General features: G+C 45.0%; 18 protein-coding genes. 1 reads left to right on the top strand and 17 read right to left on the bottom strand.

Features of this window, described 5'->3' with window-relative positions; genetic code table 11:
- Positions 1 to 87: 87 nt before the first annotated feature.
- Together MKY50_RS08675 and MKY50_RS08670 are read right to left on the bottom strand one after the other, a co-directional pair.
- Positions 88 to 1,749 carry a DAK2 domain-containing protein gene (locus tag MKY50_RS08675; protein ID WP_341116499.1) on the bottom strand — a complete coding sequence of 554 codons (1,662 nt, stop codon included), beginning with the start codon at positions 1,747 to 1,749 and terminating at the stop codon, positions 88 to 90.
- Positions 1,750 to 1,764: 15 nt separating this feature from the next.
- Positions 1,765 to 2,127 (bottom strand): Asp23/Gls24 family envelope stress response protein, encoded by a 363-nt coding sequence (locus tag MKY50_RS08670; RefSeq protein WP_003232054.1) that lies wholly within the window; start codon positions 2,125 to 2,127, stop codon positions 1,765 to 1,767.
- A gap of 276 nt (positions 2,128 to 2,403) precedes the next feature.
- On the opposite strand from MKY50_RS08670, the gene rpmB reads away from it, so the two are divergent.
- Positions 2,404 to 2,592 carry a 50S ribosomal protein L28 gene (gene rpmB, locus MKY50_RS08665; RefSeq protein ID WP_003221548.1) on the top strand — a complete coding sequence of 63 codons (189 nt, stop codon included), beginning with the start codon at positions 2,404 to 2,406 and terminating at the stop codon, positions 2,590 to 2,592.
- A gap of 72 nt (positions 2,593 to 2,664) precedes the next feature.
- On the opposite strand, the gene spoVM is transcribed toward rpmB, so the two are convergent.
- From spoVM to remA, 15 genes are all read right to left on the bottom strand, one after another.
- On the bottom strand, positions 2,665 to 2,745 hold the full coding sequence (spoVM, locus tag MKY50_RS08660) for a stage V sporulation protein SpoVM (RefSeq protein ID WP_003221545.1): 81 nt from the start codon (positions 2,743 to 2,745) through the stop codon (positions 2,665 to 2,667).
- A gap of 71 nt (positions 2,746 to 2,816) precedes the next feature.
- Positions 2,817 to 3,461, bottom strand: a complete 645-nt coding sequence (locus MKY50_RS08655; RefSeq protein ID WP_014479765.1) for a thiamine diphosphokinase — start codon at positions 3,459 to 3,461, stop codon at positions 2,817 to 2,819.
- A gap of 72 nt (positions 3,462 to 3,533) precedes the next feature.
- The gene (gene rpe / locus MKY50_RS08650) at positions 3,534 to 4,187 is read right to left on the bottom strand and encodes a ribulose-phosphate 3-epimerase (protein WP_003232058.1); all 654 of its coding nucleotides are present in this window, start codon (positions 4,185 to 4,187) and stop codon (positions 3,534 to 3,536) included.
- Positions 4,188 to 4,191: 4 nt separating this feature from the next.
- Positions 4,192 to 5,088: a ribosome small subunit-dependent GTPase A gene (rsgA, locus tag MKY50_RS08645; protein WP_319620733.1), complete on the bottom strand. Its 897-nt coding sequence runs from the start codon at positions 5,086 to 5,088 to the stop codon at positions 4,192 to 4,194.
- Positions 5,089 to 5,102: 14 nt separating this feature from the next.
- On the bottom strand, positions 5,103 to 7,049 hold the full coding sequence (gene prkC / locus MKY50_RS08640) for a serine/threonine protein kinase PrkC (protein ID WP_277737141.1): 1,947 nt from the start codon (positions 7,047 to 7,049) through the stop codon (positions 5,103 to 5,105).
- Complete coding sequence (gene prpC, locus MKY50_RS08635) at positions 7,043 to 7,807, bottom strand: protein-serine/threonine phosphatase PrpC (protein ID WP_014479762.1); 765 nt, start codon at positions 7,805 to 7,807, stop codon at positions 7,043 to 7,045. The genes prkC and prpC overlap by 7 nt, the downstream gene beginning before the upstream one ends.
- Positions 7,808 to 7,813: 6 nt before the next feature.
- Positions 7,814 to 8,905 (bottom strand): 23S rRNA (adenine(2503)-C(2))-methyltransferase RlmN, encoded by a 1,092-nt coding sequence (rlmN, locus tag MKY50_RS08630; protein WP_015252110.1) that lies wholly within the window; start codon positions 8,903 to 8,905, stop codon positions 7,814 to 7,816.
- A 3-nt stretch (positions 8,906 to 8,908) separates the two neighbouring features.
- On the bottom strand, positions 8,909 to 10,252 hold the full coding sequence (rsmB, locus tag MKY50_RS08625) for a 16S rRNA (cytosine(967)-C(5))-methyltransferase RsmB (protein WP_015252111.1): 1,344 nt from the start codon (positions 10,250 to 10,252) through the stop codon (positions 8,909 to 8,911).
- A complete protein-coding gene (gene fmt, locus MKY50_RS08620; RefSeq protein WP_029317789.1) occupies positions 10,239 to 11,192 on the bottom strand; it encodes a methionyl-tRNA formyltransferase in 954 nt (317 codons plus the stop codon). Before fmt ends, rsmB begins: the two co-directional genes overlap by 14 nt.
- Before the next feature lie 4 nt (positions 11,193 to 11,196).
- Complete coding sequence (gene def, locus MKY50_RS08615; protein WP_015383630.1) at positions 11,197 to 11,679, bottom strand: peptide deformylase; 483 nt, start codon at positions 11,677 to 11,679, stop codon at positions 11,197 to 11,199.
- A 26-nt stretch (positions 11,680 to 11,705) separates the two neighbouring features.
- Complete coding sequence (priA, locus tag MKY50_RS08610) at positions 11,706 to 14,123, bottom strand: primosomal protein N' (protein ID WP_341116496.1); 2,418 nt, start codon at positions 14,121 to 14,123, stop codon at positions 11,706 to 11,708.
- A complete protein-coding gene (gene coaBC / locus MKY50_RS08605; RefSeq protein WP_151870247.1) occupies positions 14,120 to 15,340 on the bottom strand; it encodes a bifunctional phosphopantothenoylcysteine decarboxylase/phosphopantothenate--cysteine ligase CoaBC in 1,221 nt (406 codons plus the stop codon). Before coaBC ends, priA begins: the two co-directional genes overlap by 4 nt.
- 82 nt (positions 15,341 to 15,422) lie before the next feature.
- Positions 15,423 to 15,626, bottom strand: coding sequence for a DNA-directed RNA polymerase subunit omega (rpoZ, locus tag MKY50_RS08600; protein WP_003221520.1), 204 nt, complete (start codon positions 15,624 to 15,626; stop codon positions 15,423 to 15,425).
- A gap of 3 nt (positions 15,627 to 15,629) precedes the next feature.
- Complete coding sequence (gmk, locus tag MKY50_RS08595) at positions 15,630 to 16,244, bottom strand: guanylate kinase (protein ID WP_003232083.1); 615 nt, start codon at positions 16,242 to 16,244, stop codon at positions 15,630 to 15,632.
- Between the two features lie 7 nt (positions 16,245 to 16,251).
- Positions 16,252 to 16,521, bottom strand: a complete 270-nt coding sequence (remA, locus tag MKY50_RS08590; RefSeq protein WP_003154355.1) for an extracellular matrix/biofilm regulator RemA — start codon at positions 16,519 to 16,521, stop codon at positions 16,252 to 16,254.
- Between the last annotated feature and the right edge of the window lie 47 nt (positions 16,522 to 16,568).

The raw sequence follows: 16,568 nt of genomic DNA, 5'->3' as shown, positions 1-16,568 counted from the left end.
TTGATCAGATATAAAATGGCAAGCGGGCGCGTTACAGCGCTGCCGCACTTAAAAGCAGACATAAGAATAGAAGGGCAAATTGCCCTTCTATTCTGCAGAAACTATATACGAATACAGAGGCTGTTTCCCATTGTGGATCTCAACCTCAATCTCCTCGTACTTTTCACTGAGAAACGCTTCAAGCTGCTCAGCTTCTTCCTGAGACGCATCCTCACCATATAGAATGGTCACGATTTCATCATCTTCTCCGATCATTTCTGACAGCAGCATTTTCGTGGCTGACAGCTGATTTTCAGAAGTGCCGATAATCGTTCCATTCAGAATGCCCATAAAGTCGCCTTTTTTAATATCTTTACCGTCAATATGAGTATCTCTGACTGAGAACGTCACCTGTCCGCTTTTTACTTGCTGAATGGCGCTTAGCATATTGGCCTCGTTCGCTTCAGCTTCTTGATCCGGGTTAAAAGCCAGCAGGGCTGACATCCCTTGCGGAACCGTTTTAGCAGGAATGACAAAAACCTGTTCATCCACTACGCTGGCCGCTTGGTTAGCAGCCATGATAATGTTGGAGTTGTTAGGAAGGATAAATACCGTATCTGCATTTACAGACTTCACGGCATCAACAATATCCTCAGTGCTTGGGTTCATGGTCTGGCCGCCTTCGATCACAACAGAAGCGCCAATGCTTTTGAATAGGTCTGAAATTCCTTCTCCCATCGCCACAGTCACAATGCCATACGGCTGTTTTGCCGACGGTGTTTCGTTGTCTGCAGGTTTGCTTTCTTGACTGATGATAGAGGTATGCTGTTCTCTCATATTTTCTATTTTTATTTTGATCAATTCACCGTAATGCTGGGCGTAGTTTAACACGTTTCCCGGCTCTTCAGCATGAATATGAACCTTCGCCAGCGATTCATCCGCAATCACAAGCAGAGAATCTCCGAACTGGCTGAGGTCTTGCCTGAACGTACCTTCGTCGAACTCTCTTTTTGTCTGATCAAGCCTAACCATCACTTCAGTACAGAATCCAAATTCAATATCTTCGGTATTCATCATGCTTTGCGCGCTCTTGTGATGCTCTGCGCTGACCATGTCGTCAAGTGACGGAAGAACTGCTTTCTGAGGTACAGTTTCACCTTTTAATGAAGCAAGGAAACCTTCATACACACAAAGCAGGCCTTTGCCCCCGCTATCGACAACTCCTACTTCATTTAGGACAGGTAGCAATTCAGGGGTGCGGTTTAAAGACGCCTCTGCTTCTTCTGTCACTGCAATCATCAGCGCAGTGATATCGGTTTCTTTTTCTGCTAAGATCATCGCTTTTTTTGCAGCGTCTTTTGCAACTGTTAAAATGGTGCCCTCTACAGGTTTCATGACAGCTTTATACGCCATGTCTACACCTGCTTGCAGCGCAGCGGCAAACTCAAGTGCATTAATTTCTTTTTTCGTTTCAATGCTTTTGCTAAATCCGCGGAACAATTGGGATAGGATAACTCCTGAATTTCCGCGTGCTCCCATGAGCAGCCCTTTAGATAACGCGGAACCCACCTTCCCGATATCATCCGTATCCATTTGTTCAACTTCTCTTGCTCCGGAAGTCATCGACAGGTTCATATTTGTTCCCGTATCACCGTCCGGCACCGGAAACACGTTCAGTGCATCAACTGCACTGGCGTTTTGAGACAGATTCTGCGCTCCCGCAAGAATCATCTCGGCAAAGGTTCTGCCGTTTAATGTTCTGATAGACAATCCTACTCCTCCTAACTACGGGTTCGTCACTCGTACGCCTTGGACATAAATATTGACAGAGTCCACTGCCAGTCCGATGGTTTGATTTACTGTGTACTTTACTTTTGTTTGGACATTATGTGCCACTTCAGAAATTTTCGTGCCGTAGCTGACAATGATATACATGTCGATATGTATCTGTTCTCCTTCTTGGCGAACTTGGACACCCCTGCTGAAATTCTCTTTCCGAAGGATTTCAGTCAGTCCGTCTTTAATCTGGTTTTTAGAGGCCATGCCGACAATGCCGTAACAGTCAACCGCCGCGCCTCCTGCAACCATCGCGATGACTTCATTAGATATATCAATCTGTCCGTACTTCGTTCTTAATTCAATGGACACACTAGTTCCTCCTTCGAATGCATAGAGTTACAGCTATTCTACTATATGGTTTCCATTATGAAAAGACCAGGCAATAATCGCTGGCCGTACCTCTACATATACTATAGCGCTGCTGTTTCCGCAAGATGTCAAGTGAATTTTCTTGAAAGATGATGAAACAATAGTTGCAAACGTTTTTTAGCTGTGGTAAATTATTTAAAGTATCCATATCGAAAGCATCTAAGATTATATGAATGTTAAAAAGTAGATGTTTTGTGCAAGTGAGGAGGGAAACAAATGGCACGTAAATGCGTTATCACAGGTAAAAAAACAACAGCTGGGAATAACCGTTCTCACGCAATGAACGCTTCTAAGCGCACTTGGGGCGCGAATCTTCAAAAGGTTCGTATCCTTGTGAACGGAAAACCTAAAAAAGTATATGTATCTGCTCGAGCTTTGAAATCCGGTAAAGTTGAGCGTGTATAACAAAATGAACGCCTGCCCCGATATGTGGCAGGCGTTTTTATGTGGTGAAAGAGGGCTTTGAACCCCTGGGCATTAATCTTTTCTAAATGAGCCCAGCATCGCCCGGACAATTCCTCCTAAAAACTTCGGCAATTTAATGGTGTAAAATTTCATTTTTGTCCCCTCCTATAACGTCCCGTAACCGCCTTGTTCATTGTTTTCAGCAATTGAATGAAAGCACATGCTTAATCCGTGCTTCTTATCATTATTAATATGCCTTTTGCAAACGAAAAAGTACCTCGTGAATGAATGAGTTCGTTACTAATACATAGTGTTGAACCGAGCGTAATATGACAATTATTTAGAGGATATTTAAAACCGGTCAGGGTCAGCTCATGTATGTCTTCGGAAAACGGTATGAAGGAGATATATCGCTTATTTTCATCCTTCTCAATATCATATTCACCAGGAGGGAACATTTGAATATGATTTTGTTTGTCTATCAGCCTAATTTTTATGTTCGTTTTTACACCTCTATACAGTAGCTGAATGTTTCCTAAAAAATGATCAGCTCTGCCGCCTGTAATGCCGAAAATCTGAATAATATCCGGCTGCTTTTCCAGCGCCCAATCAAGGGCGAGGTCTAAATCTGTTTGATCTTTTTCTGCTTGATACACATGAAGGGCGGGAGCGGCTTTTTCTATTCGCCGGCGTTCTTGCTCCGTTATGCTGTCAAAATCTCCGAAGGCTTCAACAGGAATGATCCCGGCATCTAAGAGAGTGACGGTGCCTTTGTCAACACCGATCCAAAGCGTGTGTTCATCCGTATAGCCGGTTAGATCGGGAATGAGATTTTTCGGGCCTCCCGCAACGATATTAATTGTTTTCATCTCTGATTCCTTTCTCTGCATACAGGAAAAAGAGCTTAGGCTATTGTATGCCCAGCTCTTTTCTAAAGCTGCTTATTTACTTCCTCTGATTTCAGAAATTGCTTTTTTGCGGTCAGACTGGCCATAAACAGCTGAACCGGCAACGAGTAAATTTGCGCCCGCTTCAATGACGAGCGGAGCGGTTTCTTTGTTGACGCCGCCGTCTACTTCAATTAACAGATCTTTTTTTCCTTTTTCATCCGCCATTCGCTTAACCTCTTTTATTTTAGGAAGGACTGAATGAATAAATTTCTGCCCGCCGAAGCCCGGGTTCACCGTCATTAAAAGAACAAGATCAAGATCGTCGAAAACATGCTCGATGACTTGTACAGGGGTATGCGGGTTTAGAACTACTCCGGCCTTCACTCCTTGCTCTTTAATGAGCTGGATGGTACGGTGCAGGTGCGGACATGCCTCAGCATGCACAGACAGGATATCTGCGCCTGCTTTCGCAAAAGCCGGGATATAACGATCCGGCTCTTCTATCATTAAATGGACATCAAGCGGCAGATCCGTTACCGGCCGGACCGCTTCTACAATCAGCGGACCGATTGTGATATTCGGGACAAAATGGCCGTCCATAACATCAATATGAATACAATCGGCTCCGCCTTTTTCTACATCTTTAATCTCATTGCCTAAAGCAGCAAAATCAGCGGAAAGAATAGATGGTGCAACCTTTATCATTATGCTAATACCTCGGCTTTCTGTCTTTAATCTCCGTCATAAATTCAACATAATGGTCATAGCGATACTGCTTTAATTCCCCGTTTTCAACAGCTTGTTTCACCGCACATTTCGGCTCTTTCAGATGTAAACAGCCTCTAAATTTGCATGAAGCGCTTTTTTCTCTGATATCAGGGAAGGTATAGCCCAGCTCTTCTTCCTCAATGTCTGTAAATTCAAGCGAGCTGAATCCCGGTGTATCTGCAACCAAACCTCCGGACGTGTGAATCAGCTCCACGTGGCGGGTTGTGTGTTTCCCGCGGCCCAAATGCTCGGAAATCTCGTTTGTTCTTAATCCGAGCTCCGGACTGATCGCGTTGAGAAGCGAGGATTTCCCAACACCAGACTGACCGGCAAATACCGTTGTTTTATCCTGAAAATGCGGGATGATGTCCGCTAAACTATCTTGGTCCTTAGAGGAGGTAAGGTATACGTCATAACCAATATTCCGATAGTCCTCTGCATAGGCTTGTATCGTATCTTCTGTATCTTGATCTTCAATCAGATCCATTTTAGTAATGCATATAATCGGCTGAATATCATTGGCCTCAACGAGAACCAGGAAGCGGTCGAGCAATGCCGTGCTGAAAGAAGGCTGAACCGCTGAGAAAACCAGGACCGCTTGATCAACGTTGCAAATTGGCGGCCTGATAAGCTCGTTGGTTCTTTCTTTAATTTCCATTAGATATCCTTCTTTGTCATTTTCAGCCTGGTACACAACGTAATCACCGACAAGAGGGGTAATTTTGTTTTTTCTGAAAATGCCTCTTCCTCTGCATTGTATTACTTTATCTGAATCCTCTGATTCATCCAGTACATAGTAAAAGCCGCTTAGCGCCTTAATAATTTTGCCCTCAGGCATATTTTCCCTCCTTGTTATTCATCTTTCGGATACTCAATGGTTTTGTAGCTGACAACTTTATTGTTTACCATTACTTGATAGTACCCTTTTTGGCCGGGTTCAATCTTTAGTTCGATCGTTCGTTCAGTCGGCTCTTTTATCTTAAATTCTTCGTAAGTGTCAGAGATGCTGTGATCCGCATCGTCAACCGCGATTTGCACTTGAAGCTCGTCCCCTTCATTTTCTGGTTCGTAGGGGATCTTGACCTTTTCTTTCACTGTTTTCGCAGGTTTTTTCTCTGGTCCGAGAGAGAATGTCACTTCAACTTCGTTTCCCGGCTTTACTGCCGTACCTGCTGCTGGTTTTTGTTTGACAACCTGTCCTTCTGGAACATCATCTGAGTATGCTTCTTTTTCTACAAGCTTCAATCCGTTGTCTTCCAGATATCCAGACGCTGCTTCTTTACTGTAGGTTTTCAAGTCTCTAAGCGTAATGTCTTCGGGTCCGATACTGACTGTAAGTTTGACTTGATCTTCACTCGGGACAAGCTCAGTCCCTGCTGAAGGATTTTGGTCAATGACAGTGCCCGCGTTTTTCTCGTCATTCACTTCATTTACCGTTACATGTTTAAACCCTTGGTCCTTCAATGCTTTTTTTGCCTGGTCGACCGTTTGGCCTGTCACATCACCGATCTCCGTTTTTGCTTTTCCGGTGCTCTTATAAAGGGTGACCGTGGCGCCTTCTTTGACTGTGGTATCCGCTTTAGGATCCGTTTTTACCATCAGGCCCTCTTCAATTTTTTCATCTGAGATTTCCAACACCTCGGAATCAACCTGTAAACCTTCTTTTTCCAAGAGCCCTGCGGCTTTTTCGTATTCCATTCCGGAGACATCAGGTATTTTGACATCCTTAGGCATGAAAAGCGACGGAAAAACAGTGACAGCAAGAATTCCAGCTGTGATAAAAACGAGGCATATCGTGAGCAAAACCCACGGCCACTTTTTTCTTTTGCCGTTCTTCTTTGTTTTGTTTTCTTGTTCGGTTGTCACTTCAGCTTCTTTTTCGCCAGCAGCTTTAGCGAGTTCTTCATCTTTAATGATAGGTATCGCTTTTGTCATTTCTTCATCTTCTTGAATCGTAAATCTCTTTTCATTGAGTCTGTTGGCATCAAAAGCTGTTTTTATGTCTGCTTCCATGTCTTCAGCCGTTTCATAGCGATGAAACGGATCTTTGGCAGTTGCCTTGAGTATGATGTTTTCAACGCTTTGGGGGACCGATGGATTCCACCTTTTTGCCGAAGGAGTTTCCGCTTGAAGATGCTTCAAGGCGATGCTGACTGCTGACTCTCCATCAAACGGAATACGGCCGGTTAAAAGCTCAAATAGAACGATTCCAAGCGCATAAATATCTGATTTCTTTGTGGCTAAGCCGCCCCGGGCCTGTTCAGGTGATAAGTAATGGACCGAGCCCAGAACTGAATTGGTATGGGTGATTGTGGTCGAACTTAGTGCCGTCGCAATTCCAAAATCCGTTACTTTGATATTTCCCATATGATCAATCAAAATGTTATGCGGCTTGATGTCTCTGTGAACAATCTGGTTTTGATGGGCATGAGCGATGGCTGAGACAATTTGCTCCATGATGTTCAGCGCTTCTTTAGGGTGAAGCGGCCCATTTGCTGTTATGTATTCTTTAAGCGTCATGCCTTCAACGTATTCCATGACAATATAATAAATATCATCTTCCTCGCCCAAATCATAAATGCTGACAATATTCGGGTGATCGAGGCTTGATGCGGATTGGGCTTCTCTGCGGAAACGCCTGATAAATTCATTGTCATTTGCATAGTCAAACCGCAGGATTTTAATTGCGACTTCACGGTCTAGAATGATATCCTCAGCTAAATACACGTTGGCCATTCCCCCGCCGCCTATAACGCGGAGAATTTGGTAACGCCCGCTGATCCGCTTGCCGATTAGCACTGATCTTCACCCTCTTCAACTTGTAAAGCAAGCTCAAGCAAAACTGCTGTAATGTTGTCTTCTCCGCCATTCTGATTGGCTTTGTCCACAAGCAGGTTTACTTTTTCCTGAGGAGCTGAATCGCTTTGCAGGATGTCTTTTAACTCAGTGCCTTCCACTTTATTCGTCAGTCCGTCAGAACATAGAAGCAGTTTGTCTCCGGGTTCTATATCAAAGGAACGGGTGTCAATGCTGACTGACTGGTCTGTTCCAAGCGCCTTCGTCAACACATTTTTTCGCGGATGATGTTCAGCGTCTTCTCTGGAAATCTCTCCAGTGCGAACCAGTTCATTTACAAGCGAATGGTCTTCTGTCACTTGAACGAAATCATCGTCCTGAAGCAAATAGCATCTGCTGTCTCCGATATGGGCAACAGAAACCGTTTTCCCCGTAAAAAGCGCACATACAATCGTCGTCCCCATGCCTTGGCATTCTTCGTGGGCTTGAGCGTGATCGTATATTTTGCTGTTTACCGAAAGAATCTGTTCAATGAGCCATTTTTCACATTCCGAGGGCGCAGTTGGAATCGTCTCTGCTTCATTCCATTTCTCCCCCATGGCTTTCACAGCCATCTTGCTCGCAACATCTCCAGCAAGATGGCCGCCCATGCCATCAGCGACAACCGCTAATATAAATTCATCTTTCCCCTTGAATATCCCCGCATCATCTTCATTATGCTGGCGGATTTTTCCTGTATCTGTTTTTAAGGCTGTTAACAACCCTCATCACCTCGTCTCGTCTTGACGCTCCTTCGCGCGAAGCTGACCGCAGGCTGCGTCAATGTCATGTCCTTGCTCTCTTCGGATTGTGACATTTACTCCGCGGGATTTCAGCGTTTTTTCAAAAGCAAAAATCTGATCACGCGGTGTGCGCACATAGTCCCGTTCAGGCACGTAGTTTACCGGAATCAAGTTCACGTGGCATTTGACTCCTTCCAGCAAGTCGGCAAGCTCTTCGGCGTGTTCCACCTGGTCGTTTACGCCTCCGAACAGCCCGTATTCAAAGCTGATACGGCGTCCTGTTTTATTAATATAATATTTAACGGCTTCCATTAGATCAGGCAGTTTATATGCTCTGTTAATCGGCATCAAACGGCTTCTGATTTCTGTGTTCGGCGCGTGCAGAGAAATTGCAAAGTTAATCTGCATTTGCTGATCAGCAAATTCGTAAATTTTTGGGATGATTCCACTCGTAGAGACCGTAATATGGCGAGCACCGATATTCAGGCCCTTGTCATGGTTAATGATTTTCAAGAAAGCGAGCATTTCGTTAAAGTTATCAAAAGGTTCGCCGATTCCCATGATCACGACAGAGCTGACGCGTTCATCCGTTTCATCAAGAGCTTTTTGCACTTTGACTACTTGAGCGACAATTTCCCCTGCTTCAAGGTTTCGTTTTAAGCCTCCAAGCGTTGACGCGCAGAATGTGCAGCCAATACGGCAGCCGACTTGTGTCGTTACACATACAGAATTGCCATACTCGTGTCTCATTAAAACGGTTTCGATGGTATAACCGTCATGAAGCTCAAACAAAAACTTCATCGTACCGTCTTGAGAGGTTTGTTTAACAGCCGTTTTCAGCGTTGTTAACACAAAGTGAGTGTTTAATTTCTCACGCAGATCCTTTGAGAGGTTTGTCATATCTTCAAAAGAAGATACGCGTTTTTCATATAGCCATTCAAAGATCTGGGCTGCACGGAACGGTTTCTCTCCATTGTCTGTCAGCCATTGTTTGATTTCATCTAATTCAAAAGAATAAATAGACGGACGCTCTGTCCGCAATTCTTTTCTTACTTTTGTTTTATTAAGTTCTGCCATTGCTTATCCCTTCTTTCTCATGCTGCAAATAAAGAAACCATCTGTTCCGAAATAATGAGGAAGGATTTGAAGCCTTCCATCCCGAACAAAGGGTCTCACCTTTTCAGGCAGCCGCTTTTCAAGAGACAAATCGGGTTCAAAATCAGGATGTTCTTGTATAAACGCATGTATTACTTCATCATTTTCTGTCCGGTCCATTGTACACGTACTGTAGACAAGAGTGCCACCTTTTTTTACTAATGGTGCGATTTCCCTCAAGATCGACAGCTGGATTTCAGCTAGACGGGCGCTGTCGTCAGGTTTTTTCGTGTATTTCATGTCCGGCTTTCTTCTGATAACACCGAAACCTGAGCACGGGGCATCGACCAATATTCGGTCAAACTGTTCGTTTTCAAACGTTTCCCCCGCTTTTCTAGCATCCATTGTTTCCGCATGAATGATTGTCAGGCCAAGCCGATCTGCCGCTTCTTTGATCAGCTTCACTTTATGTTTGTGAAGATCAAGCGACGTAACGCTCCCCTTGTTCTTCATTAATTCTGCGATATGAGCCGACTTTCCGCCAGGCGCCGCACACGCGTCAAGCACTGTTTCATCTGACTTAGGATCAAGGGCGCGGGCGACGAGCATGGAGCTCTCATCCTGGATAGAAACTTCGCCGTTTTGGAAGAAATGAGTTCCGGCAATTGTTCCCTTTAAGAGCTTCACAGCATCTTCAGCGAGGTCGCCTTTTTCAACTTCGATTCCCTCAGCAGCCATTTGGTCAAGCAGCTCAGCTCTGTCTGCTTTCATTTGATTGACACGCAGCGTCTGTTTCGGCGGAATGAGATGGATGCGGCAAATCTTTTCCGCAGCTTCAAATCCATACGCATCCGCCCACTCTTTCACAAGCCATTCCGGATGGCTTGTTTCTGTCGCCAGCCGGCGGACAGGATCTTCGATCGCGTCAAAGGATGGAACACCTTCGCGCTGAATAGAACGGAGCACGCCGTTGACAAATGAAGCAATGCCTTTGTGTCCGCGGATTTTAGCAATCTCAACCGCTTCATGAATGGCTGCCCTGTCTGGAATCTTCTCCAAATACTCCATTTGATATAAGGATAGGCGAAGAAGCTGAATCACCCACGGCTTTACCTTTTGAGGCTTATTGATAAACGGTTTAAGCATATAATCAAGCGCGATCTTATTTTGTAATGTACCATAGACAAGTTCAGTCAAAAGCCCTCTGTCCTGATCACTCAGTTCATTTGATTTAATGACCGATTTCAGCAGCAGGTTGCTGTATGCCTGGTTTTGTTCTAATTTGATCAGCGCCTCAAGGGCGATGTCACGAACACTAGTTTTTTTCATTGTTTACTCCTAACACATCACCGGCTTCAACATGAGCGCCTCGCACAAAGTCTTCGCCTTTCATTCGTTTTTTGCCTGCCGGCTGGAGTTCGGTTAATAACAGAGCCGTCTCGTTACCTGTGGCAACGATAATCCCTTCCTTTTCAACCGCAACGACTGTGCCTGGCTCAGCTTTGGTTGGTGCGGGTGTTTTTTTCGATTCCCACACTTTCAAGTTTTGTCCGTTTAGAGTCGTATAAGCAACAGGCCATGGATTTAAGCCGCGGATCTGGTTGTAAAGCTCTTCGCCCGTTCTGGACCAGTCGAGCAGCTCTTGCTCTCTTTTGATATTAGGCGCGTACGTCGCTTTCTCTTCATCCTGCTTTTCAGGTGATATGCTTCCGGCAATGACGTTTGGAACCGTTTCAGACAATAGCTTCGCGCCAGCAACGCTTAATTTATCGTGCAGTGTTCCGACATTGTCGGTTTCTTCAATGTCCACTTCCACTTTTGAGATCATATCGCCCGCATCCAATTTTTCTACCATATACATAATGGTAACCCCGGTTTTCTTCTTTCCCTGCAGAATGGAATAATGGATCGGAGCACCGCCGCGCAGTTCCGGCAAAAGGGATGCGTGAACGTTAATGCAGCCGTATTTTGGACTGTCGAGAAGCTCTTTAGGCAAAATTTGTCCGAATGCCGCCGTTACAATCAGGTCAGGCTTTAATGCCAGCACTTTCTCAATTTCTTCTGTCAATCTGACTTTTTCCGGCTGAAGAACCGGGATGCCGTGACGCAATGCCTCTTCCTTGACCGGAGGAGGTGTCATGACTTTTTTTCTGCCCTTCGGACGGTCCGGCTGTGTGACGACCCCCACTACTTCATATCCGTCCTCAATCAGGGTTCTTAAAACAGGAACTGAAAAATCCGGCGTTCCCATAAATACGATTCTCGTCATCAAATCATCCTTCCATATCCGCTAGTTCATCTTCTGTATAGTATTTACTTATTTTAGATGTAAACAACACACCGTCTAAGTGGTCCATTTCATGCTGCACGGCTCTTGCTAAAAAGCCTCGCGCTTCCAGAATGAATGGTTTTCCCTGACGGTTAAACGCGCGCACTTTGACATAATCGGCACGTGTGACATCACCATAGACGCCAGGAAAGCTCAAGCATCCTTCAATTCCGGTTTGCTCACCGCTTTTTTCTAAAATTTCAGGATTAACGAGATCAATTCTCCCTCTGTCATCCCCGATGTCTACAACGGCCGCTCTTTTTAAAATGCCGATCTGGGGCGCTGCCAGTCCGACACCATCCATTTCAAGCATGGTGTCGTACATATCATCAAGCAGTTTTTTTAGCTTTTTATCAAAAACAGTCACGGTTTCCGCAGGTGTTTCCAAAACCTCCGCAGGATGTGTGACGACCTTTTTTACTGCCAATTTGTTACCCTCCAAGACGTGAGATCTTACATCATCATATAAGGATTCATATCAATTGAAATCATTACATGTTTTTGTTCAATTTCGCGTTTATAATGTTCCAGTATCTTCTTCAATAAAGCGGATAACTGGGTTTCCTGTTTGTATTTTATCACGCATTGATAGCGATATCTATCTTTGATCCTGGCTATCGGCGACGCGCTTGGTCCGAGAATTTTCGTGTCATCTCCGCAGTTTGCTTTCAAAAAATGAGCGATTTTTTCAGCTGTAACCGCTGCTTTCGCCACTTCCTCATGAGAAACAGTCACAAGAGCCAAATAGTAGTATGGCGGATAGGATTGCTCTCTCCTGTGCGCCATTTCATGCTGATAGAACGTTTCATAATCGTGTGTTTTCGTCAGCTGGATACTGTAATGAGACGGTGTATACGTTTGAATGATGACATGGCCGGGCTTTTCATGCCTGCCTGCCCGGCCGCTGACTTGCGTTAACAGCTGAAATGTTTTTTCAGCCGATCTGAAATCAGGAATATGAAGTGTTGTATCAGCACTTAACACTCCGACAAGCGTGACATTCGGAAAATCAAGCCCTTTCGCGATCATTTGCGTTCCGAGAAGAATATCCGCTTTTCCTTCTCCGAAAGCTGACAGTAATTTTTCATGGGCGCCTTTCCGTGATGTCGTGTCAACATCCATCCGAATCACTCTCGCACTTGGCAGCACTTTTGTCAGCTCTTCCTCCACTCGCTGTGTTCCCGTTCCGAAAAAGCGGATATGCTCGCTTGCGCATTCAGGACAAGTGTGCGGAACAGGCTCTTCATGTCCGCAATAATGGCATTTCAGCCTTTGGCCATAACGATGATACGTCATGGAAATGTCGCAGTGCGGGCATTGCGGGACATAGCCGCAATCCCTGCACATCACAAAGGAAGAATAGCCCCTCTTATTTAAAAACAGCACCGCCTGCTCACCCTTGGCAATCGTTTCTTCAAGCTTTTCCATCAATTCAACTGAAAACATCGAGCGATTGCCGTTTCTAAGCTCCTCTCTCATATCGACAAGCGAAACCTCGGGCATCACCCGATGGTTAACACGGTGCTTCAGTGAAAGAAGCTCGTATACGCCCTTTTGCGCTCTTGCATATGATTCTAATGTCGGCGTAGCACTCCCTAATACAACCGGGCAGCTGTGATGCTCAGCCCGCTTGATTGCCACCTCTTTCGCATGATAGCGAGGCATTTCTTCCTGTTTATAGGAAGACTCGTGCTCTTCATCGATGATTATCATTCCGAGATTTTCAAACGGAGCAAAAATGGCGGATCTGGCACCGACGACAAGCCGTACTTCCTTCCGGTGGATTTTACGCCACTCGTCATATTTTTCTCCTGTGGATAAACCGCTGTGCATAACTGCCACCTGGGAGCCGAAGCGACCCTTGAAGCGGTTGACCATTTGCGGCGTCAGCGATATTTCCGGTACGAGGACGATGGCTTCTTTTCCTTTCGCCAGTACTTTTTCAATTGATTGCAAATAAATTTCCGTTTTTCCGCTTCCTGTCACGCCGTGAAGGAGGAACACTTTATGCTCATCGCTGTCCAATGTCTCGCGTATGGGCTCGAAGGCAGCCCTCTGTTCGTCTGTCAGCGGCAGAGGCTCTGTTTTTTTGAACATTTTGTCCTGATAGGGATCTCTGTAAACCTCTTCATAGCTTTCCTTCAAAAGCCCTTTTTGGATAAGGGTTTTGATGGTTGCAGAGCTCGTGTCCGTTTTTTTGCACAATTCCGCCGCAGGAATTTTCACACCTTCCGGCTCAGAGATGAGAAAGTGAAGAATCGCCTGCTGTTTTGCTGCTTGGCGGGACAATCCCTCAGCCTGCTTAGCAAGCTCTTCTTTACTCGCATTTGCCTGAATATGCCTGACCATTTTTTTATTGGTTTTTTGCGCGACTATATACGTCACGTCAATGTCCCCTTTTTGAACATGCCTTTGAATCAGTTTCAGCGTCTCATGATCGGGTATATCTGAATACAGCAGCGTCTTTGTTTCAGAAAACAGCCGTTCCACTTGCGGCGGAAGATCGGCTCCGTGTGCAATTTTTAATTCTTTTTCATATTTCGCCTTTAATGCGGCAGGCAGCATTGCTTGAAGCGCTGTTATTTTAAAAGACAGCGTTTTTTCTGACAGCCATGATGACAGAATCATAAGCTCCTCTGTCAGAACAGGTGTAAGATCTAATAAATCCTCTACTTCCTTGACAGATTTCCCCGATAGGTCAGATGCTTCTTTGACAGCTGTCACAAACCCTTGAATCTTACGGGGGCCAAACGGAACAATGACCCGCATCCCCGTTTTGATCATGCCCTTGAGATGGTCTGGGATTTTATAATCAAAAGGCCTGTCTATATTTTTGGTGCTGACATCAACGATGACTTCTGCAAAATTCATGAGCGCTCTCCGGTTTGTTTTGAGAGGGCTGCGATCTCCTGAAGGATTTCAAAAGAAACATCGAGCTTCGACATGATCGGGAGTTCGCGTTTATGCCCGTCTTTGAAAAAGATTGTCACGATATTCGTATCAGCACCAAAACCGGCCCCATTTGCTTTCACATCATTTGCCACAATCAAATCAAGGTTTTTAGCGGCGAGCTTTTTACGTGCATAGTGTTCAATGTCTTGTGTTTCGGCGGCAAATCCGACCAAGATTTGCTCTTTCTTTTTCTCGCCCAATTCTTTCAAAATATCGACTGTTCTTTTCAGTTCTAAGGTCATGCCGCCGTCTTGTTTTTTCATTTTATGGTCAAATACTGTTTTCGGCGTAAAATCGGCTACCGCAGCTGTTTTAATGACTATATCGCTTGCGTCATACACAGAGAGCACAGCTTCGCGCATATCCGCAGCCGATTGAACAGGGATAAACTCAGCAAGGCCTTTAGGCTGATCAAGTGAAACAGGCCCAGAAATTAAGGTTACCCGTGCGCCGAGCTGAACAGCAGCCTCCGCTAATGCGTAGCCCATTTTGCCCGTCGATTTATTGGTAAAAAACCGGACAGGATCAACCGCTTCCCGCGTTGGGCCGGCTGTAATGACCACATGCTTGCCTTCTAAAGGAGCGGATGTTTCTTTAGCAAAATGTTTTTCGGCCAGCTTTACGATGTTTTCCGGCTCTTCCAATCTGCCTTTTCCTACGTAACCGCATGCTAAATAGCCCTCACTTGGCTCAATAAAACGATAACCGTCCTGATAAAGAACAGAAATGTTTCGTTTGACTGCCGGGTGGTCATACATATGAACGTTCATTGCCGGCGCGATCCAAACGGGAGCCGTTGCTGCCAACAATGTTGTCGTCAGCATATCATCAGCGATGCCGTTTGCCAGTTTTCCAATCACATTAGCCGTAGCCGGCGCTACGATAATCAAGTCGGCCCAGTCTGCGGCATCAATATGAGAAATAACGCTTGGATTTTGTTCTTTAAATGTATCTGTATAGACTTCGTGGCGGCTCAATGCCTGAAATGTCAGCGGTGAAACGAATCGGCAAGCGGATTCAGTCATAATCACTTTGACATTTGCTCCTGCCTGAACCAGCTTGCTCGTTAACGCACAGGCTTTATAAACAGCGATGCCTCCGCTCACGCAAAGTAACACATTTCGATTGTTTAGCAATGAATTCTCCCCCTCTGCACTTTACAAAACCGCACGGAAAAAAATAACAACCTACATGTGATATAGGTTGCTACTTGTGCTACTATTCGCGGTCTTCCTTTTCAAACGAAAGCAGGCCTGCATCAATTTCTTCTAAAGCTTTGCCTACATATTTGTGTGAAATCGTATGTTCAATCATTTGGTCTTTTTTGATTTGCATTTCACGTGCGCGTCTCGCAGAAACAGTCACCAGCGTATATTTTGAATCTAATTTATTCATTAAAGAATCAATTGACGGATCTAACATTGATTATTCAACCTCCAGCATTTTCTTATATCTTGGTGCAACGCGTTCACGCTTCAAATGTTCAGCAAGAACGATTGCTTTGATTTTATCGCAAGCCGTTTCGACATTATCGTTTTCAACGACATAGTCATAAGCATCCATCATTTCGATCTCAGCTTTTGCGGCTTTCATTCGATTTTCAATCAGAGCGTCTGTTTCTGTGCCTCGTGTCACGATTCTGTTTTTCAGTTCAGAAAGGCTTGGAGGCGCAAGGAAAATAAACAGGCCTTCCGGGAAAGCATTTCTCACTTGAAGAGCCCCTTGAACTTCAATTTCTAAAAAGACGTCTTTTCCATCTTGAAGCGTCTGTTCAACATAATCGACTGGCGTGCCGTAATAATTGCCGACATACTCTGCCCATTCAAGCAGCTTGTTGTCCGCAATCATTTGTTCGAATTCGTCTCTTGTTTTGAAAAAATAATCGACTCCGTTCACTTCGCCCTCTCTTGGACTTCTTGTGGTTACTGAAATCGAATATTCAAATTTTGTGTCTTCCTGCGAAAAGATCGCTTGTCGAACCGTTCCTTTACCAACTCCTGAGGGACCTGAGAGAACGATTAATAACCCTCTTTCTTTCATGCGGCAATTACCCCTGCCCTTCATCCATAATTTCTTCTTTAACAGAAAGTCTGTGTGCAACTGTCTCAGGCTGGACGGCAGATAAGATAATGTGATCACTATCCATGACGACAACTGCACGGGTTCTTCGTCCGTATGTAGCGTCAATTAGCATTCCGCGGTCTCTTGCATCCTGAATCATCCGTTTGATTGGCGCAGACTCCGGGCTGACAATCGAAATCATCCGATTGGCGGAGATGATATTGCCAAATCCGATATTAATCAGTTTAATCGTCATCTTCTACGTTCCCCCTGTAAAATAGACGTCTCTAGTTTAGCCTAGTA

The organism is Bacillus sp. FSL R7-0685, assembly GCF_038002425.1.
GTDB lineage: Bacteria > Bacillota > Bacilli > Bacillales > Bacillaceae > Bacillus > Bacillus subtilis.
The sequence above is the reverse complement of the archived record's forward strand: the minus strand, read 5'-3'. Positions and strand labels throughout refer to the sequence as shown.